Origin of the sequence: Salinisphaera sp. Q1T1-3, from assembly GCF_003602005.1 — a bacterium.
GTDB lineage: Bacteria > Pseudomonadota > Gammaproteobacteria > Nevskiales > Salinisphaeraceae > Salinisphaera.
In genome coordinates this window covers 43,232-61,697 of the sequence record NZ_QZWD01000009.1, presented here as the reverse complement: position 1 = coordinate 61,697, position 18,466 = coordinate 43,232, and the positions used below count along the sequence as shown (strand labels likewise).

Sequence of the window (18,466 nt, the reverse complement as noted above, 5' to 3'; positions counted from 1 at the left end):
GCAACGCGACCCCGGCCTGACAACACCGACATATAGCCGGGCCGCGACGTGAGCGTTAGACTTTGGGCGCTCAACCCCGATGCGATCGCGATCTGCCTTGAAAGCCCTCGTTCAAGACCTGCTGGCCGATGCCGCCACCCGTGCCTGGCCGGACCTGGATATTCCCCATCCGCCGCACGTCGAGCGCACGCGCGATGCCGCGCACGGCGATTTCGCATCCAACATCGCGATGCAGCTGACCAAGGCCGCGCGGCGCAACCCGCGCGAGATCGCCCAGGCGATCGTCGATGCGATGGGCGACGACGCGCGCATCGACCGGGTCGAGATCGCCGGGCCGGGTTTTCTGAATTTCTTTCTGGCGCCGGGCGCGTTCCGCGCAACCATAGATCAGGCGATCGACGCCGGCGCGGCCTATGGGCGCAGCGATACCGGCGCTGGCGAGAAAGTCCTCGTCGAATTCGTTTCCGCCAATCCGACCGGGCCACTGCACGTCGGCCACGGACGGGGGGCCGCGGTCGGCGATACGCTCGCCCGGCTGTACGAGGCCGCGGGCTGGGATGTCACCCGAGAGTTCTATTACAACGATGCCGGCAACCAGATCGAGATGCTGGCCCGCTCGGTCTCGGCCCGCTGCAACGGCCTGACACCGGACGATGCCGACTGGCCGGAGGGCGGCTATCGCGGCGACTACCTGGCCGATCTGGCCGCTGCCTATCTGCGCGGCGATACCGTGACCGCGGACGACCGGGAAGTCACCGGTGCGGCGGATCCGGATGACAAGGCCGCGATACGCGAATTCGCGGTCGCCTATCTGCGTCGCGAGCAGGACGCCGATCTGCGAGCCTTCGGCGTCGTGTTCGACAACTACGCGCTGGAATCGGCGTTGTATGCCGAGGGTCGTGTCGAGGCCACGGTCGAGGCCCTGATCGCTGCCGGACACACCTACGAGAACGACGGCGCGCTGTGGCTTGCGACCACCGACTACGGCGACGACAAGGACCGCGTGATGCGCAAGGCCGAGGGCGGCTACACGTATTTCGTGCCCGATGTCGCCTATCATCGGGCCAAGTGGGAACGCGGCTTCACTCGCGCGATCAACGAGCAGGGCGCCGATCACCACGGCACGATCGCGCGCGTTCGGGCCGGTCTCCAAGCGCTGGACATCGGTATCCCAGAAGGCTGGCCGGATTACATCCTCCACCAGATGGTCACGGTCATGCGCGGCGGCGAAGAGGTCAAACTCTCCAAGCGCGCCGGCTCGTACGTGACCCTGCGCGACCTCATCGACGAAGTCGGCCGAGATGCCACGCGTTACTTCCTGGTCGCCCGCAAGCCGGATTCCCAACAGACCTTCGATATCGATCTGGCCCGCAGCCAGTCCGAAGACAATCCGGTCTACTACATCCAGTACGCGCATGCCCGGATCCATGCCGTGTTCCGCCAGCTCGACGAACAGGGTATGGCCTGGGATCGCGAGGCCGCCGATCTGTCTCAGCTGACCTCCGAATACGAACAGCGCGTGATCACGCTGATCTCGCGTTTTCCCGAAGTAGTGGCCGGCGCGGCTGCGGATTCGTCAGTCCAGGCCATTCCGCATTATCTTCGGGACATGGCCGACGCATTCCACAGCTACTACAACGCGCAGAAATTCCTCGACGCCGACCCGGGGCTACGCAACGCCCGGCTGTCGCTGATCGCGACCGCGCGCCAGGTGATCGCCAACGGACTCGAACTGCTCGGCGTTTCGGCCCCGGAGCGCATGTAGTGTCCATCACGCACGGGCGCCGCTAAGACCATGGCACGCGATTACTCCTCGCGCCACGACCGCGACAGCCGCAACGGCAATCGCAACCAGCGGCCGGCCAAGCGCAACAAGCCGGCCGCCACGCCGAATCGGCCGAAGAAACCCGCGCCCAAGCCCCGCGCGAAAAAAACCAGCACACCGTCCCGCGGCACTCCGGCCGCCGGGACACCGGCCTGGGTGTGGGGGCTGTGCGGTTTCTTCCTGGCGATCGTGCTCGCCTCCGGTTATTACATCTTCGCCCGACCGGCCGCGACACCGAGCCATACCGAGCAACGCGATATCGCCCTGCCGGCCGAGGCGTCGGATACGAACGAATCGGGCGACGACAAGCCGTCGGCCGACACGCCGGCATCCGGCGACGACGACGGCGCCACAGCCCAGAGCAAGAACGCGCCCGAGGAAAAGCCCCGTTTTTCCTTCTACAAGATGCTCCCCAATTATCATGTGGATGTATCGGGCAGCGATGACCGGGCCAGTGCGCGTGAAGCCGCCTCCGCCGAGCACACCCCGCACGAGGCGGACACGCCCGACAATGCGCCACAGGCCGAGCCGGATGCCGCGTCCGCGCCCAGCCCGACGCCGCCGAAACGCAGCAATAGTCAGAGCGCCAGCGGCGTACGCTACGTCATCCAGGCCGGTGCGTTCTCGACCGAAGCCGATGCCGATCGGCGCAAGGCACAGCTGGCGCTGCTCGGCGTGAGCGCGGAAATCGTCGACATCAACACCGCGTCCGGCAAGACCGTCTATCGTGTCCAGTCGGATCCGGTCGGTTCACCGGGCCAGGCCCAGTCACTGGCACAACGACTGAAGTCTCACGGTATCGAAACCATGGTTCGACAGGCCAACTGAGCGGCCCGGAGGAAAGCCGGGCACCGAGCCACACGAGCGAACGATAACGCCAGATTGGCGCCGCCCGCCCGCTGGCCCCTTCGGGGTTATCCCGCCGGCGGCGCCATGCGGCGTCGCGAGCCTTGTGCGGGACACGCCACGCTCGCCACGATCAAGGCTCGCAACGCCGCCGGGCGCCCATCGTCGATTTTTCTTTCATGGGCGGCCCAACCCGAAGGGACAAGCGCCCCAAAATCAAGAACACGACGGCAATCCAGCGTTGTCGCCTGCGGGTGCAGCATGCCTGCACGGCGCGCACGACGCCTCCTCTTGCCGCCCATCGTCAATTTCAGGGCGCGCTTGGCGCGGACTCGCACGAAACCTCAACACGCGCTAAGGCCTGCCCAGAAAACGCAGCGTCAGCCGGTTCCAGTCGCTGCTGTCCAGCTCGGCCAGAATCGCGCGGTTGATCGGTTCGCGCAGCGGGCTGCCCTGCGCCAGCGCGAAGGCGTAGTCCTGTCGATCGAACGTGCCATCGACCATCATCAGATCGCGCGCGTTGTCTTCGCTGACGCGATAGCGCAACAACGGTGCATCGTAGACCGCGGCATCGGCATCCCCTTCGGCCACGGCATCCAGTGCTTCGGCCAGACTGGCCCGCGTGCTGGACCGGATGCCGCGATTGCGAAGCGCTTCGACCGCGGCCGAATCGGCGACCGTGACGACGCGGACATGCGCCAGATCGCTGACCCCGTGAATGCCGCTGGCAAGCGAGCCGACCGTCAGCGAAGTCGCGATGGCGGCGGTGAAGCTGGAAATGATGATGATCGCGGCGAACATCCAGACCAGACCGATCAATCGCCCGAGCGGCGTGCGCGGCGATTTGTCGCCGTAGCCGACGGTCGTCATCGTGACGGCTGCCCACCAGAACCCGGACCCGAGGCCTTCGAGCGCCCGGCCGCCGAATTCTTCCGCGTTGCGGCCCCGTTCGGCCAGCCAGATCAACACCCCCACGATCAGAAGCACCGCCGTCAGGGCCGCGAGTGCCGTGAAGAACGGCCACGAGAAGAACCGTTTGACCGTCAGCCAGATCGGGCTGCCGCCATGACGCGGTACGGCGATGGCCAGACCGGTGGTATAGAAGGGAAAACTGAAATCGATCCGTGCCTCGCGCGATTCCGTCACGGTCAGTGCGGCAACGGAGACATCCAGCGAGCCGTCCGCCAGTCCGCTCACCAGCGCCGGCAGCGGCCGCTCGACGTAGTGCGTGCCGAGATCGAGCCTCTCGGCGACCCGTTGCCACAGGGCGATCGAAAGCCCCGTGAGCGCACCGTCAGGCCCGCGCTCGACGAACGGCGGCGCGACCTTGGTGCCGACTTCGAGCGTGCGGCCGGCCATGCCGGCCGGCAGTGCCGCTGTCGCACTCTCGGTTTCGGTCTCGGGCGCTGCCGCAGCCGGTGACGCGACTGCAAGCAGCGAGCACAACAACATCAAGCCCGGCAGACCGAGCGCTTGCCAACGAATCCCCATGGCTCCCCCTTTCGACGCGATGGACGCCTCGGGCGAGCATAGCAGCGCGGGGCTGGCTGTCAGATCGGATCGAGCTTGGCGTAGCCGGCGATCAGCCACTTCGAGCCGACATCGTCGAAGTTGACCTGGATCCGTGCCCGGGCCCCGTCGCCTTCGAAGGCCAGCACCGTGCCTTCGCCGAATTTCTTGTGGACCACCCGCATGCCAAGTGCCAGGCCACCTGATTTCTCCTCGTTCTTGCCGATTGGACCGGGCCGGAAGACTGGCTGGCTGATGCCCGCCTGCGGCCGGGTTTCACGCAGGAACTCGCCCGGCACCTCGCGCAGGAAACGCGACGGCGCACAGAGATTCTCACTGCCGTGGATACGCCGGACCTCGGCATGCGAGAGATAGAGTTTCTCCATGGCCCGCGTCATGCCGACATAGGCCAGACGGCGCTCTTCCTCGAGCCCGTTCTCGTCCTCGGCCGAGCGCTGATGCGGGAACAGACCTTCCTCCATGCCGACCATGAAGACCAGCAGAAACTCCAGGCCCTTGGCCGAGTGCAGCGTCATGAGCTGCACCGAGTCGTCCCATTCCCCGGCCTGGGCCTCGCCGGCCTCCAGCGAGGCATAGGCCAGAAACTGGGTGATCTCGTCCATCGTTTCGTCATCGTCCGGGGTATAGGCCCGGGCGGCGGAAACCAGCTCGTCGAGGTTGTCCTTGCGGGATTCGGCCTTCTCGTCGCCGCCCTTGCCGTGATGGGCCTTCAGGTCGGTGGCGCGGATCACGGTTTCGGCCGCTTCGTGCAGGGCCATGCCCTCAATGGTGTTGTCGAGCTCGTCGATGAGCGCGATGAAGGCATTGACGGACTTGGCCGCCCGGGCTGACAGGCTGTTGGCAGCCAGATCGGCGGCAGCCTGCCAGAGATTCATCATCTGATCGCGGGCATGGGCACGGATCTTGTCGACCGTGGTGTTACCGATGCCGCGCGTGGGCGTGTTCACGATGCGCTCGAAAGCCGCATCGTCGGAGCGAGACTGGGTCAGGCGCAGATAGGCCAACGCGTCCTTGATCTCGGCGCGCTCGAAGAACTTCTGGCCGCCATAGATGCGATACGGAATTTCGGCCGCGATCAGGCGTTCTTCCAGCACCCGCGACTGGGCGTTGGAGCGATACAGGATCGCGGCATCCGAGCGCGTGCCCCCCTTGCCGATCCAGTTCGAGATCTGGGTGACGACGTGCTGGGCCTCGTCGTATTCGTTGTAAGCCGCGTACACATCGATCGGCTCGCCCTCCGCGCCGGCCGTCCATAGCTCCTTGCCCAGCCGGGTCAGATTATGGCCGATCAGGCCGTTGGCCGCGCCCAGGATGGTACCGGTCGAGCGATAGTTCTGCTCCAGGCGTACGGTCCGGGTATCCGGATAATCCGATTCGAAGGACAGAATGTTGTCGACGCGGGCACCGCGCCAGGAATAGATCGACTGGTCGTCGTCGCCGACGATGAAGACCTTGCCCGTATCCCCGGCCAGCAGCTTGACCCAGGCATATTGCAGGGCGTTGGTGTCCTGGAACTCGTCGACCATGATGTGCGAAAACCGGCGTCGGTAATGCGCCAGCAGGTCGGCGTTGTCACGACAGATTTCGTAGGCCTTGAGCAACAGCTCGGGGAAATCGACCAGCCCGGCCGATTCGCGCGCCGTCTCGTAGGCGGTGTAGACCGCGATCATCTGGCTGCGGGCATAGTCACCGCCCGCGGCGAGATCGCCCGGGCGTTCGGCCGCTTCCTTGCAGCTGTTGATAAAGCCGGCCATCTGCTTGGGCGGCCAGCGCTGCTCGTCCATGCCCATGCCACGCATGGCCCGCTTGACCAGCCGCAGCTGATCATCGGCATCCAGGATCTGGAAGGCCTGGGGCAGCCCGGCCTCCTTGTAATGCATGCGCAGTAGGCGATGGGCGATGCCGTGGAAGGTACCCACCCACAGCGACCGAGCCGGGATGCGCAGCATCGGTTCCAGCCGCCCGCGCATCTCGCCGGCTGCCTTGTTGGTGAACGTCACCGCCAGGATCGACTGGGGCGATACGCCTTCGACGCCGATCAGCCAGGCAATGCGATGAATCAATACACGGGTCTTGCCCGAACCGGCACCGGCCAGCACGCGCATATGCGACGGCGGCGCCCCCACCGCCTCGCGCTGGGCATCGTTCAGGCCGTCGAGAATCTGAGATACATCATCCATGGCCGGCATTGTAACCAATGGGGCACGGCCGGCGTTCAGCGATCCCTGATAGCCTCGCCTGCATACGCGATCGGTCTTGCGATGTGGCGCTGCCGGCCGGTGCGCCGCCATCCGACAAGCCGCGTGATGCGAACAAGCGTGATGACAGTCACCTCTGGGGACCATTGATGAAAAAGATCCTTCTGTGCGCCGTGCTGACGATCGGTCTGGTCGGCTGCGCGACCTCGCCCACCGGACGCAACCAGCTCATGTTCTTCGGCCAGCAGAAAATGGCGGCCATGGGCGACGAGAGCTTCGCCGAACTCAAGCAGAAGACGCCGACCGATACCAACAGCGCCGACAATCGTTTCGTCGAATGCGTGGCCCGCGCCATCGTCAGCGTGCCGAGCGTCAACGAAGCCGCCAAGGTCGATTCCTGGGACATCCAGGTCTTCAAGTCCGACCAGATCAACGCCTTTGCCCTGCCCGGCGGCAACATCGGTGTCTACTCGGGGCTGTTGCCGGTGGCCAAGAACGGCGCCCAGCTCGCCGCCGTGATCGGCCACGAAGTGGGCCACGTGATCGCCCAGCATCCGAACGAGCGCATGTCGGACCAGTACGCCACGCAGGGCGGCCTGACGGCACTCTCGGCATTCCTGGGCGGCGGCGCCGGCGGTGGATCGAGCCAGGCGATCATGTCGGCGCTGGGTGTCGGAGCCCAGGTGGGCATTCTGTTGCCATTCTCGCGCGCTCAGGAAAGCGAGGCCGATCTGATCGGGCTCGAGCTCATGGCCCGGGCCGGTTTCGATCCGCGCGAATCGGTCAAGCTCTGGCAGAACATGAGTGCGGCATCCGACGGCCAGAAACCCAATCCGTTCCTGTCGACGCACCCCTCCAACGACAACCGCATCCAGGCCCTGCAGTCGCACATGGAACAGGCTCTGTCGTTGTATTACGCCGCCGACAATCATCCGAACTGTGTCCATCCGTAAGCCGTGAAACGCCTCTCATGAGCACGCTCGGCCAGGGCTCTGCACCGACCTTTTTTCACAAAAATGCAATTCGCCACCGGGACATCCATAACCGGCCGGGTGCGTTCATCTGTGCCGGTGGCAGCTCGTCGCAGTGGTGCTGACAACGACAGGCCACAGCGCATTGCCAAAACCGCTCGTCGGTTGGCATGAAACCAGACGAAAAACCCGCTTGCGGGCGGGTTCAACTCAGGTAGACTTCAATTAAAGCGGCTTGAGAGCCGTTGTCCGTTGGTCTTGGTTTTGGTGTCATTGACGGGTCCGGACGGTTTTTTGGTAATGACACGTCTTTTTATGAGCTGAGATCAGTCGTGACGAATATTTACGTTGGCAACCTTTCGTGGAGCTCCGCGGACGACGACCTGCGCGCCGCGTTCGAGGCGTTCGGCGAGGTCACCTCCGCGAAGGTGATCATGGATCGCGAGACCGGCCGCTCCCGCGGTTTCGGTTTCGTCGAAATGCCGAACGAGAACGAGGCCCGCGAGGCCATCGAAGGCATGAATCAGAAGGACCTTCAGGGTCGAACCCTGCGCGTGAACGAAGCCCGTCCGCGCGAAGAGCGTCCTCGCGGCCCGCGTCGCTTCTAACAAGCCGCGCATTGCTGCAGCGGCCCGCCTCAGGTGGACCGCAAGAGTCGGTCGTGTCTGCGCACGGCCGGCTTTTTTGTGCGCGACAACATCCGCGATGACCCAGCACCGCCCTACCGGCCCGGCTAGGCACGCTGGATATCAGGCGCAGTCCAGGCGCCCCGCACGACGACTCGGTGAATCGGCCGCCCGATGCCGGGCGGCCGTCGCCTGTCAGGCTGCCGCCGCGGACTCGGCCATGACGCGCTCGGCGTGGTGACAGGCGACCTGCCCGCCGGCCAGCGTGCGCAGAGCCGGTATCCGTTGCGAACAGACGTCCGTGGCCCAGGGGCAACGCGTACGGAAAACACAGCCGGACGGCGGATTGGCCGGCGACGGCAGATCACCGGGCAACTGAATCCGCTGGCGCGCCCGCTCGGCGGCCAGATCGGGCCGGGGCACCGCCGACAACAACGCCCGGGTATAGGGATGACGCGGCTGATCGAACAGGGCAGCGGCGCCGGCCTGCTCCATGACGTTGCCGAGATACATGACGCGGACCTCGTCGCTGATCTGGCGAACCACGGCCAGATCGTGGGCGATGAACAACATCGCCACCTGTGTTTCGCGCTGCAGTTCCATGAGCAGATCCACGATCCGCGCCTGGATGGAGACATCGAGTGCGGAGACCGGTTCATCGCAGACCAGCACGCGCGGTTCCACCACGAGCGCCCGAGCAATGCCGATGCGCTGGCACTGACCGCCCGAGAATTCGTGCGGATAACGCCCCATCTGCGATTTCGACAGCCCGACCCGCTCGACCATGTCGGCCACGCGCCGCCGCCGCTCGGCGCGCGACAGGTCGCGGCGCAGATTGGCCAGCGGCTCGGCGATGATCTGGGCCACCGTCATGCGCGGATCCAGACTCGCCAACGGGTCCTGGAAGATCATCTGCACATCGCGTCGCAGGGCCTGCCAGTCGCGCGCCCCGCCCCGCGTGATATCACGACCGTCGAGATGTAGCCGGCCGGCCGTGATGGGCGCAAGGCCCGTCAACGCACGCGCCAGCGTGGATTTGCCACACCCGGATTCACCCACGAGCCCGAGTGTGCGTCCGGCCGTCAAGGACAGGGTCGCCCCGTCGACCGCGCGCAGCATCGGCGCACTCTGCCAGGGCCAGTCGGTGGTCAGCGGGAAATGAACCTTGATGTCTTCGGCAGCGAGGACAGCGGAATCGGACATGGAAAAAGGCGCTCATGGGTTGGGCCAGCCATGATGGTACGCTGACTGCATGCCTACGGACCATCGCCCGAGAGTCGGACAGACGGGCGTATGTCACGTTATCCAAGAATTGCGCCAGCCGCGATCGAGACGGCCGGACGAACGAGGATCCGCATGAGCCGCCCGGGCCTGCCCAACGAATTATCGATCCTGAGTTTCAATATGCAGGTCGGGATCGGCACGCGCCGTTATCGCGAATACGTGACCCGCGGCTGGCGACATCTGTTGCCCAGCCAGGCCGTGACCGACAACCTGGAACGGATCGCCGAGCTCGTCGCCGGCCACGATATCGTCGGGCTGCAGGAGATCGATGCCGGCAGCCGCCGGTCGCGCTATCGCAACCAGATCGAGGCGATTGCCCGACAGGCCGGCTATGCGTACTGGGAGGTTCAGGTCAACCGCGATCTGGGACGCGTCGCCCAGCACGGGCTCGGCCTGATCAGCCGGTATGCGCCCTATGATGTCAGCGAGCACAAACTGCCCGGCCGGGTGCCCGGCCGCGGCGCGCTCATCGCCCGATTCGGCACCCCGGCCGCGCCGCTGACCGTGGTAGTCACGCATCTGTCGCTCGGCGCGCGCAGCCGAGCCCAGCAGCTCGAGGCGATCTGCGAGCTCGTGGCCGACGAGCCCAACGTCGTGCTGATGGGCGATACGAACTGCAACAGTGCGGAGCTGATCGCCGACAGTGCACTGGCGGCCAGCGCGCTGCGCGTCTACGACCGGGCGTTGCCGACGTTCCCGAGCTGGCGGCCGCGCCGCGGCATCGATCATATCCTGACCTCGGCCAGCCTCGAGGTCCGCCAGGCCCGTGTGGTCGATGCCGTGCTCTCGGATCATCGGCCCGTGGCAATGCGCGTCGGCATTCCCGATAACCTGGCCCGCGGCCTGGCCGGCCGCACGTCGGCCGATGCGGCTTCACTGCCTCAGAAGTAGGGCGAGAACAGCCAGAAGAACGAGTCCCGAAGCCGGGCCGGCCAACGCCGGGCCGCCAGTGCCTGCTGCGTGTATTCCGTGCTGCGACCGACCACGTCGCCCACGTGGGCGAGCAGCGCGCCGACCGTGGGCTCGTCATAGATTTCAACAGCCAGTTCGAAATTCAGTCGCAGGCTGCGCGGATCGATGTTCGGCGAGCCGATCAGCGCGTAATCGTCGTCGACGATGAACAGCTTGCTGTGGGCGAACGGCGGCGGCTGAAAATAGACACGCGCGCCCGCACCGAGCAGCTCGCCCAGACCGTGGCGCGCGGCCCAGGCCACGAACGGCAGATTGTTGCGCTCGGGCATCACGATGGTCACCGCCAGCCCCCGCAGCGCCGCCGCCTGTAGCGCCCCGACCAGCGCCTGGCCCGGCAGAAAATACGGCGTGACGATCGTGATGCGCTCATGCGCGCTGGAAACCGCGGTCAACAGCAGGGTCGAAAGGGTCTCGTAATCCCGCGTGGGCCCGTTTTCGACCGTGCGACACGCCGCATTGCCGAGCTCCGGCAGACCGCGCCCGGAGACACGGCTCTGCTCCCCTGTCGCGAACGCCCAGTCCGACAGGAATACCGCCTCGATCTGACGCACGACCGGCCCGGCCAGACGGAAGTGCATGTCGGCAACGCCGCGGGCACCGGTCACGAAATGCCGATCGCCGATGTTCATGCCACCGGTGAACGCCACGCCGCCATCGGTGACCAATATCTTGCGGTGATTGCGCAGATTGAGCCGCAGGGCCGGCGGCCACCACCGCGGCGGGAGAAAACGCGCCGTGCTCACCCCATGATCGATGAGCAGCTTGACCGGTCGCTCGCCCGGCAGGGCATACCATTCGCCCACCCCGTCGATGAGCACACGCACGTCGACACCGCGCTGGACGGCCCGCGCCAGTGCATCGATGAAGCGCTGGCCGATCCGGTTGGTCTCGAAGATGTAAGTGGTCAGATAGACGAACGAATCCGCATTGTCGATCGCCTCGATCATCGGCGGATAGGCTTTCTCGCCGTTGTTGAGGATATCGACGCGATTGCCGGGCACCACCGGCCAGGCCGACAACCGGTCGCCGGCACCGGCCAGACCACGCCGGCGCGCATCCATGAAGCCGCGATAGTCACGGAGTGCGGCCGACGGGCCCGGCCGGTGCGCGCCCAGGCCGTGTCGCGAGGCGCGATCCAGACGTCGCGCCCGGATCCGCACACGATTGACGCCGAACATGTAATACAACAGCGGGCCGACCGGCGGAAACAGCAGGCACACGCCGATCCAGCCGAACGCGCTGGCCGGCGTCTCGCGACTGAGCAATGCGTGCACCGTGGCCGCCAGGGCACTACCGGCCACCAGCAACACCGGCCCCCAGAACATCAGCGCATCGAGAATGCCGTCGAAGTCTATCGACATGGCTCGCGGCGTTCCCGCAGGCAGGATCCGGAGCTGTAACGAGACCCGCGCGACATGGGCTTTGCCCTGCGATGACATGGCTGATGACGGCAGGCGCCGTCCGGATTCAATGATAACAGCGCCGCCGATACGGGCCGTCGCATCGAACGGAAAATCCGCCCCGCAACACGCCGCAGCCTATCGATCCCCGAACGGGCTTGATTCCGGCCGGCACCAAGCCCTTGTTCGCCACCTCACGGCCGACGGGCAACCGCGCGATGTTGAACGGATCAGCCTTCCAGACGCGGAATCGCGGCCAGTAGATTGCGGGTATAGTCGGCGCGCGGCGATTCGAAGACCTGTTCGATCGCCCCCTGCTCGACGAGATCGCCGCCGCGCATCACGATCGCGCGGCTGCAGTTGCCGGCAACAACGCCGAGATCGTGGGTGATCAGCAACAAAGCCGTATTCGTACGCTCGCGCAGATCGCCGATCACATCGAGAATCTCGTCCTGCACGGTCACATCGAGTGCCGTAGTCGGCTCGTCGGCGATCAGCAGTTCCGGCTCGCAGGACAACGCCATGGCGATCATCACACGCTGGCGCATGCCGCCGGAGAACTGGTGCGGATAATACTTCACCCGGCGTGCGGCTTCGGGGATCCGTACCGCCTCCATCATCTCGACCGCATAATCCATGGCCTGACGCCGCTTCATCCCGCGATGGGCGGCCAGCAGTTCGGTCATCTGGGTCGAGATCCGTAGATGCGGATTCAGGGCGGTCATCGGGTCCTGGAAGATCATCGCGATCCGGGCGCCGCGCACGGCCCGCAGCACACGCGAGCGCGCATTCAACAGCTCGATCGACGGCGTTTCATCATGCTCGCCCGCCAGCTTCGCCGAGCCGGAGACCCGGGCGTTGTCGGCCAGCAGCCCCATGAGCGCCAGCACGGTCTGGCTCTTGCCGGAGCCGGACTCGCCGACGATGCCCACGGATTCACCGCGCTCGATGGCAAAGGACAGGCCATTGACGGCCGGCACACTGCCTGTGTGCGTGGCAAAGGCAATCTTCAGATCATTGACGTCGAGCAGCATGTCAGCGGTCCTTCGGATCGAGCGCGTCGCGAAGCCCGTCGCCGATGAAATTGAAGCAGAACAGGGTCACGGCCAGAAAGATCGACGGGATGATCAACAGCCACGGCGCCACGCTCATCTCGCTCGTGCCGTCGTTGATGAGCGCCCCCCAGGAGGTCGCCGGCGGCTGCACGCCGAGCCCGAGATAGCTCAGAAACGATTCGAACAGAATCACCTGCGGGATCGTGAGCGTGACATAGACGACCACGATGCCGAGCAGATTGGGCACGATGTGCCGGGCGATGATCTTCGCGGTACCGGAACCGGCCATGCGCGCCGCCTCGATATAGGGCTGCGACTTGATCGTGAGCGTCTGACCGCGAACGATGCGCGCCATGTCCAGCCAGCTCACCGCCCCGATCGCGGCGAATAACAGGAACAGATTCCGGCCGAAGAAGACCACCAGCAGGATCACGAAAAACATGAAGGGCAGCGAATACAGAATATCCACCGCACGCATCATGATTGAATCGGTCCGCCCGCCGAGATAGCCGGCCAGCGCGCCGTAGGTCACCCCGATGATCAGGCTCACGAAGGTGGTCACGATGCCGACCATCAACGAAATGCGCCCGCCTGTCATGGTCCGCACGAACAGATCCCGGCCGACCTGATCGGTGCCGAAGAAATGCCCGCTCGCCAGACTCGGCGCGTCCCAGATAGCGTTGTAGTCCTGCGAGAAATAGTTGTAGGGCGACAGCCAGGGCCCTACCAGGACCATCAGGCCGACCAGGGCCAGCAGCACCAGCGAAGCCATGGCTGCCTTGTTGGCCTTGAGACGTCGCCAGGCATCCCGGCCGAGACTGTTGCCCCCTTCGGCCGCCGCCGCCATTGCGCGCGTCTTGCGGCTTTTGGATTTCGTTGCGACAGCCATCAGTAGGTCACTCGCGGGTCGAGCCAGCCGTAGAGGATATCCACGACGAGGTTGAAGCCGATGATGATGATCCCGTAGAACAGCGTGATACCGAGCACGAGCGTGTAGTCACGGTTGAGCGCGGCCGTGACGAAGAACCGTCCGAGCCCCGGGATGCCGAAGATCTGCTCGACGACGACCGAGCCGGTCAGGATCGCCGCCGCCCCCGGGCCCAGAAACGAGATCACCGGCAGGATTGCCGCCGGCAACACGTGCACGAAGAACACCCGGGCCTCGGACAGCCCCTTGGCACGGGCGGTACGTATGAACGGCGAGCGCAGGACCTCGATGGTCGAGGCCCGCATCAGACGCGTGACATAGGCCATGTACATCACGCTGAGGGCGATGACCGGCATGACATAGTTCTGCCATCCACCGAGCCCGCCGGCCGGCAACCAATTGTTGTAGACGGCAAGGACCAGGATCATCAGCGGGCCGAGCACGAAATTGGGAACCGAGATACCGACCAGCGAACCACTCATCGCGGCATAGTCGGCGAACCGGTTCTGGCGCACGGCCGCCAGCATGCCCAGCGGGATGCCGAACACCAGCGCGAGCAGCAGCGCGAAGCCACCGACCGCCAGCGAGACCGGGAAACCGGTCGCGATCAGATCGTTGACCGAGGTGTCCTTATACTGGAAGGACGCCCCGAAATCGAACTGCGCCACATTGAGCAGATAATGGCCGTACTGCTCGTAGAGCGGCTCGTCGAGATGATACTTGGCCTCCAGGTTCGCCCGGATCTGCGCCGGCATCGGCCGGTCGGAATCCAGCGGGCTGCCGGGCGCCAGATGCACGAGCAGGAAGGTCAGCGTCAGCAGGATGAAGACCGTCGGAATCGCCCCGAGCAGGCGCTTGATGGTGTACGAGAGCATCAGCTGCGCCTCCGGCTCGGGCCCGCGACACGATTAAGGCGCATGCGAGGCTCCCTTGTTGTCTGACGCCGCACGTCGATCACTGGAGCCGGCGGGCACGATATCGAAATTCTTGGTGTAATAGTTGTCCAGCGCGTTGCCGGTGAACCCCTTCACGTACGGCTTGACCAGATGATGGTTGGTCCAGAACCAGACCGGAATGATCGGCGCGTCATGCAGCAGCGTGCCTTCGGCCTTGTGCAGCAACGCGGTGCGCTTCGGCCCGTTCGGCGTATGGCTCGAGGCCTCCTGCGCGGCATCGTAGACGGCACTGTCGTAGCCCGGATAATCCAGGGCGGCCTTCGAGTTGAAGATCGACAGGAATGTATTCGGATCCTCGTAATCGCCGATCCAGCCGCCCCAGAAGATCTGGGTTTCATAGCCTTCGCGGGTGGTCTGTAGAAACACCTTCCATTCCTGGTTGACCGGCGTGATGTCGGCCCCCAGGACCTTGCGCCACATCGCCGCCGCCACGATGCCGATGACCTTGCCCTGACCGCCCGACGGATACAGATACTCGGCCTTGAGCGGGTGCGCGTCGGAATAGCCGGCCTCGTGATAGAGCTTGCGGGCCATGGCCTCGCGCTTGGCATCCGACCAGTTTTTCCACTGATACTCGACCGGGTCGTAGTCGTTCATCGCCGGCGGTATCAGACTATAGGCCGGCGCTTCGCCACCGCGCAGGATCTTTTCGGTGATCACCCGGCGATTGAGCGCCATCGACAGTGCCATGCGCAGTTTCGGGCTGTTCTTGAACGGCGCCCGGCGCACGTTGAGCCCCAGATAGGCGATGCCCAGCGTCGGCACCGCATGATATTGCCCCGGAATCGTTTTCTTGATGCGGCCGATCTCGGACGGCGGCATCGTGTAGGTCCAGTCCAGACCGCCGGCCTGATAGCGAGACAGTTCGGATTTCGGATCGTCGATCGGGAAATACTCGACCTGGTCGATCCGGGTATGGGCGTTATCCCAGTAATACGGATTGCGTTTGAGCGTGATGCGTTCGTTGACGCGCCACGTCTTCATCTCATAGGCGCCGTTGGTCACGGCATGACCAGGCTGGGTGAACGAATCCCCCCATTTCTTGACGGCCGGTTTATAGACCGGATCACTGCTCGTATGCGCCAGCGTCTTGAGGAAGAACGGCGTCGGCTCCTTGAGCCGGATCTGCAGCGTATGCGGATCCAGTGCCTTCACCCCCAGCGTGTCCGGGTCCTTCTTGCCCGCGATGATGGGCTCGGCATTCACGATCGGAGAATGGATATCGGCATACGGCGAGGCGACCTTCGGATCCACGCTGCGACGCAGGCTGTAGACGAAATCCTGGGCAGTCACCGGCGCGCCATTCGACCATTTCGCGTCATCGCGCAGATGAAAGGTATAGGTCAGCCTGTCGTCGCTGATCTCCCAGGATTTGGCCACACCGGGCACGATCTGGGCATGATCGCCCGTGATGACCAGCCCTTCATAGAGATCGTGCAGCACGTTGGAGGCCGGCACCCCGGAGGCCTTGTGCGGATCCAACGACCCCGGCTCCGAGCCGTTGCCATAGCGCATGGTCTTCGGGCCGCCGTTCGCACCGCTGGCCGGAGACAGCCGATTCGCGAAACCGTCGTCCTCCTGGCCGCCGCAGCCCGCCACAATGACGGCACTGCACAACATCAGTGCCGCTGTCTTCCAAAGTCGTCTGGCCAAGAAATCCCCCTGTTACACGACCGACCCATCTGTCGCTCGATGCGCCGGCCTGACGCAGCCGGCCGATCACTGCCCCGATCGGGGCGCTAAAGTGCCACGATCAGGCGCGGCGGTCAGTCACACCGTCGGCGACAGTGCGGCCCGAACCGAGCCGGTTCACGCCGACTTAGCAAGTTTCACGCCGGTTTTCTTGAGATGCACCAGCAGCAGCGACACGGCCGCCGGCGTCATGCCGGGCAGCCGGGCAGCCTGGCCGATGGTCTCCGGGCGTGCTTCGGCGAGCTTGGCCGTGAGTTCATTCGACAGGCCGGTCACTGCCGTGTAGTCGAGATCACGCGGCAACATCGTGGCTTCGTGTTCGCGTGCCCGGGCGATCTCGTCGCCCTGACGCGCGATATAGCCGGCATACTTGGCCTGGATCTCGACCTGCTCGCCGACCGCATCCGCGGCCTCGGCCGACAGGCCGTCGACGCTGGCCGGGCCGACCACAGCCAGCGCGGCCAGATCGGCATGGCCGATCTTGGGGCGCTTGAGCAGATCAGCGGCCGCCGTCGCTTCCTTGAGCGGCGTGCCGAGCAGACCAGCCCCGTGATCGGCGCCCAGATCGGCGGGCTTGAGTACGTGTTTCGACAACCGCGACTGCTCGGTCGTCACGGCATCCCGCTTGGCCGTGAACGCTGCCCAGCGGGCATCGTCGACGAGCCCGAGTTCGCGCCCGATGGGCGTCAGCCGCACGTCGGCGTTGTCCTCGCGCAGCAGCAGACGATGCTCGGCCCGGGAGGTGAACATCCGATACGGCTCCTGCGCCCCGCGTGTGATCAGATCATCGACCAGCACGCCAAGATAGGCTTCGTCGCGCCGCGGCGACCAGGCCGGCTCGCCAGCCGCGCCGCGCGCTGCGTTGATGCCAGCCAGAAGCCCCTGCGCGGCGGCCTCCTCGTAGCCGGTCGTGCCGTTGATCTGGCCGGCGAAATACAACCCCGGGATGGCTTTTGTCTCGAGACTCGCCGAAAGCGCCCTCGGATCGAAATAATCGTATTCGATCGCATAGCCCGGCCGCGTGATGTGTGCGTTCGTAAAGCCCTCGATGGAGCGCACGAGCGCGAGCTGGGTCTCGAACGACAGACTGGTCGAGATGCCGTTGGGATAGACCTCGCTCGCCGCCAGCCCCTCGGGTTCGATGAAGATCTGATGCGCATCCTTGTCGGCAAAACGCACGATCTTGTCCTCGATCGACGGGCAGTAGCGCGGCCCGGCCGAATCGATTGCCCCGGAATAGATGGCCGATTCGTGCAGTCGCTCGTGGATGATGTCGTGCGTGCGCGTGTTCGTATAGGTGATGTGGCAGGGCACCTGCCGCGGATGCTCGGCCCGCGTGCCCATGAACGAGAACACCGGCGCCGGATCGTCGCCGGGCTGCACCGCCAGCCGGGAATAATCGATGGATTTGGCATCGATGCGCGGCGGTGTCCCCGTCTTGAGCCGGCCCACCGGCAGATCCAGCGCCCGAAGGCGCTCGGCCAGCGCATTCGAGGGCGCATCGCCCGCGCGCCCCCCGCCGAAGCGCTTGTCGCCGATATGGATCGTCCCGCCCAGGAACGTGCCCACCGTCAGCACCACCGCCGGGGCAGCGAAGGTCAGCCCCATCGCGGTGGTCACACCGGCAACCCGGCCATTCTCGACGACCAGATCGGCAACCGACTGCTGGAACAGCGACAGATTCGGCTGGGCCTCGACCATGTCGCGCACCGCGGCCTTGTAGAGCGCGCGGTCGGCCTGGGCACGCGTGGCCCGCACAGCCGGGCCCTTGCGGGCATTGAGGCGGCGAAACTGGATACCGCCCCGATCGGCGGCCCGTGCCATGATGCCGCCCAGCGCATCGATCTCGCGCACCAGATGTCCCTTGCCGATACCTCCGATCGCCGGATTGCAGGACATCTGGCCGATGGTCTCGATATTGTCGGTGAGCAGCAGCGTGCGGGCACCGGCACGGGCCGCGGCCGTGGCACTCTCCGTACCGGCATGGCCGCCGCCGACCACGATGACGTCGAATTCAAGCCGCGTCGAGGACATATCGCACTCCGTCGCGCGCCATACGCGCGAATGACAGCCAGACCGCGGCCCGCGCCTGTCGTTACCGACAGCGCGATCACCGCGTCAAATCGCCATGATAACGCCTGGTGCCATCGGTTCGAAAATCAGGGCATCCGTCAACACGGCGG

General features: G+C 65.2%; 14 protein-coding genes. 5 read left to right on the top strand and 9 right to left on the bottom strand.

Annotated elements, in window-relative coordinates:
* Window positions 1–79: 79 nt before the first annotated feature.
* Complete coding sequence (argS, locus tag D3260_RS09990) at window positions 80–1,765, top strand: arginine--tRNA ligase (RefSeq protein ID WP_120098455.1); 1,686 nt, start codon at window positions 80–82, stop codon at window positions 1,763–1,765.
* 30 nt (window positions 1,766–1,795) lie between these two features.
* Entirely contained in the window at window positions 1,796–2,653 is an 858-nt protein-coding gene (locus tag D3260_RS09985) for an SPOR domain-containing protein (RefSeq protein WP_120098454.1), read from the top strand.
* Window positions 2,654–3,025: 372 nt separating this feature from the next.
* Here D3260_RS09985 and D3260_RS09980 read toward each other — a convergent pair whose 3' ends face one another.
* The gene (locus D3260_RS09980; protein WP_120098453.1) at window positions 3,026–4,162 is read right to left on the bottom strand and encodes a transporter substrate-binding domain-containing protein; all 1,137 of its coding nucleotides are present in this window, start codon (window positions 4,160–4,162) and stop codon (window positions 3,026–3,028) included.
* A 59-nt stretch (window positions 4,163–4,221) separates the two neighbouring features.
* On the bottom strand, window positions 4,222–6,381 hold the full coding sequence (uvrD, locus tag D3260_RS09975; protein ID WP_120098534.1) for a DNA helicase II: 2,160 nt from the start codon (window positions 6,379–6,381) through the stop codon (window positions 4,222–4,224).
* A gap of 167 nt (window positions 6,382–6,548) precedes the next feature.
* Between uvrD and D3260_RS09970 the strand changes: the two genes are divergently transcribed.
* Together D3260_RS09970 and D3260_RS09965 are read left to right on the top strand one after the other, a co-directional pair.
* On the top strand, window positions 6,549–7,352 hold the full coding sequence (locus tag D3260_RS09970; RefSeq protein ID WP_120098533.1) for a M48 family metallopeptidase: 804 nt from the start codon (window positions 6,549–6,551) through the stop codon (window positions 7,350–7,352).
* Window positions 7,353–7,702: 350 nt separating this feature from the next.
* On the top strand, window positions 7,703–7,978 hold the full coding sequence (locus D3260_RS09965; protein ID WP_120098452.1) for an RNA-binding protein: 276 nt from the start codon (window positions 7,703–7,705) through the stop codon (window positions 7,976–7,978).
* 213 nt (window positions 7,979–8,191) lie between these two features.
* Here D3260_RS09965 and D3260_RS09960 read toward each other — a convergent pair whose 3' ends face one another.
* Window positions 8,192–9,199: an ABC transporter ATP-binding protein gene (locus D3260_RS09960; protein ID WP_120098451.1), complete on the bottom strand. Its 1,008-nt coding sequence runs from the start codon at window positions 9,197–9,199 to the stop codon at window positions 8,192–8,194.
* Window positions 9,200–9,352: 153 nt separating this feature from the next.
* Here D3260_RS09960 and D3260_RS09955 point away from each other — a divergent pair, with 153 nt between their 5' ends.
* Complete coding sequence (locus D3260_RS09955; RefSeq protein WP_120098450.1) at window positions 9,353–10,171, top strand: endonuclease/exonuclease/phosphatase family protein; 819 nt, start codon at window positions 9,353–9,355, stop codon at window positions 10,169–10,171.
* Here D3260_RS09955 and D3260_RS09950 read toward each other — a convergent pair.
* From D3260_RS09950 to mnmG, 6 genes are all read right to left on the bottom strand, one after another.
* Entirely contained in the window at window positions 10,162–11,613 is a 1,452-nt protein-coding gene (locus tag D3260_RS09950) for a phospholipase D-like domain-containing protein (protein ID WP_120098532.1), read from the bottom strand. The two genes, D3260_RS09955 and D3260_RS09950, sit on opposite strands and share 10 nt — an antisense overlap.
* A gap of 269 nt (window positions 11,614–11,882) precedes the next feature.
* A complete protein-coding gene (locus D3260_RS09945) occupies window positions 11,883–12,686 on the bottom strand; it encodes an ABC transporter ATP-binding protein (protein WP_120098449.1) in 804 nt (267 codons plus the stop codon).
* Window position 12,687: 1 nt separating this feature from the next.
* Complete coding sequence (locus tag D3260_RS09940; protein WP_120098448.1) at window positions 12,688–13,596, bottom strand: ABC transporter permease subunit; 909 nt, start codon at window positions 13,594–13,596, stop codon at window positions 12,688–12,690.
* The gene (locus D3260_RS09935; RefSeq protein WP_120098447.1) at window positions 13,596–14,510 is read right to left on the bottom strand and encodes an ABC transporter permease; all 915 of its coding nucleotides are present in this window, start codon (window positions 14,508–14,510) and stop codon (window positions 13,596–13,598) included. Before D3260_RS09935 ends, D3260_RS09940 begins: the two co-directional genes overlap by 1 nt.
* Before the next feature lie 33 nt (window positions 14,511–14,543).
* Window positions 14,544–16,244, bottom strand: a complete 1,701-nt coding sequence (locus tag D3260_RS09930; RefSeq protein WP_147418164.1) for an ABC transporter substrate-binding protein — start codon at window positions 16,242–16,244, stop codon at window positions 14,544–14,546.
* Between the two features lie 156 nt (window positions 16,245–16,400).
* Window positions 16,401–18,317 (bottom strand): tRNA uridine-5-carboxymethylaminomethyl(34) synthesis enzyme MnmG, encoded by a 1,917-nt coding sequence (gene mnmG, locus D3260_RS09925; protein ID WP_120098445.1) that lies wholly within the window; start codon window positions 18,315–18,317, stop codon window positions 16,401–16,403.
* Window positions 18,318–18,466 lie beyond the last annotated feature (149 nt).

What these genes read in the sequence shown, in the direction of transcription:
- D3260_RS09955 (WP_120098450.1), top strand. Translation starts at nt 9,353, where the DNA reads ATGAGCCGCCCGGGCCTGCCCAACGAATTATCGATCCTGAGTTTCAAT.
- D3260_RS09945 (WP_120098449.1), bottom strand. Translation starts at nt 12,686, where the DNA reads ATGCTGCTCGACGTCAATGATCTGAAGATTGCCTTTGCCACGCACACA.
- uvrD (WP_120098534.1), bottom strand. Translation starts at nt 6,381, where the DNA reads ATGGATGATGTATCTCAGATTCTCGACGGCCTGAACGATGCCCAGCGC.
- D3260_RS09970 (WP_120098533.1), top strand. Translation starts at nt 6,549, where the DNA reads ATGAAAAAGATCCTTCTGTGCGCCGTGCTGACGATCGGTCTGGTCGGC.
- D3260_RS09935 (WP_120098447.1), bottom strand. Translation starts at nt 14,510, where the DNA reads ATGCTCTCGTACACCATCAAGCGCCTGCTCGGGGCGATTCCGACGGTC.
- D3260_RS09960 (WP_120098451.1), bottom strand. Translation starts at nt 9,199, where the DNA reads ATGTCCGATTCCGCTGTCCTCGCTGCCGAAGACATCAAGGTTCATTTC.
- argS (WP_120098455.1), top strand. Translation starts at nt 80, where the DNA reads ATGCGATCGCGATCTGCCTTGAAAGCCCTCGTTCAAGACCTGCTGGCC.
- D3260_RS09940 (WP_120098448.1), bottom strand. Translation starts at nt 13,596, where the DNA reads ATGGCTGTCGCAACGAAATCCAAAAGCCGCAAGACGCGCGCAATGGCG.
- D3260_RS09985 (WP_120098454.1), top strand. Translation starts at nt 1,796, where the DNA reads ATGGCACGCGATTACTCCTCGCGCCACGACCGCGACAGCCGCAACGGC.
- D3260_RS09980 (WP_120098453.1), bottom strand. Translation starts at nt 4,162, where the DNA reads ATGGGGATTCGTTGGCAAGCGCTCGGTCTGCCGGGCTTGATGTTGTTG.
- mnmG (WP_120098445.1), bottom strand. Translation starts at nt 18,317, where the DNA reads ATGTCCTCGACGCGGCTTGAATTCGACGTCATCGTGGTCGGCGGCGGC.
- D3260_RS09950 (WP_120098532.1), bottom strand. Translation starts at nt 11,613, where the DNA reads ATGTCGATAGACTTCGACGGCATTCTCGATGCGCTGATGTTCTGGGGG.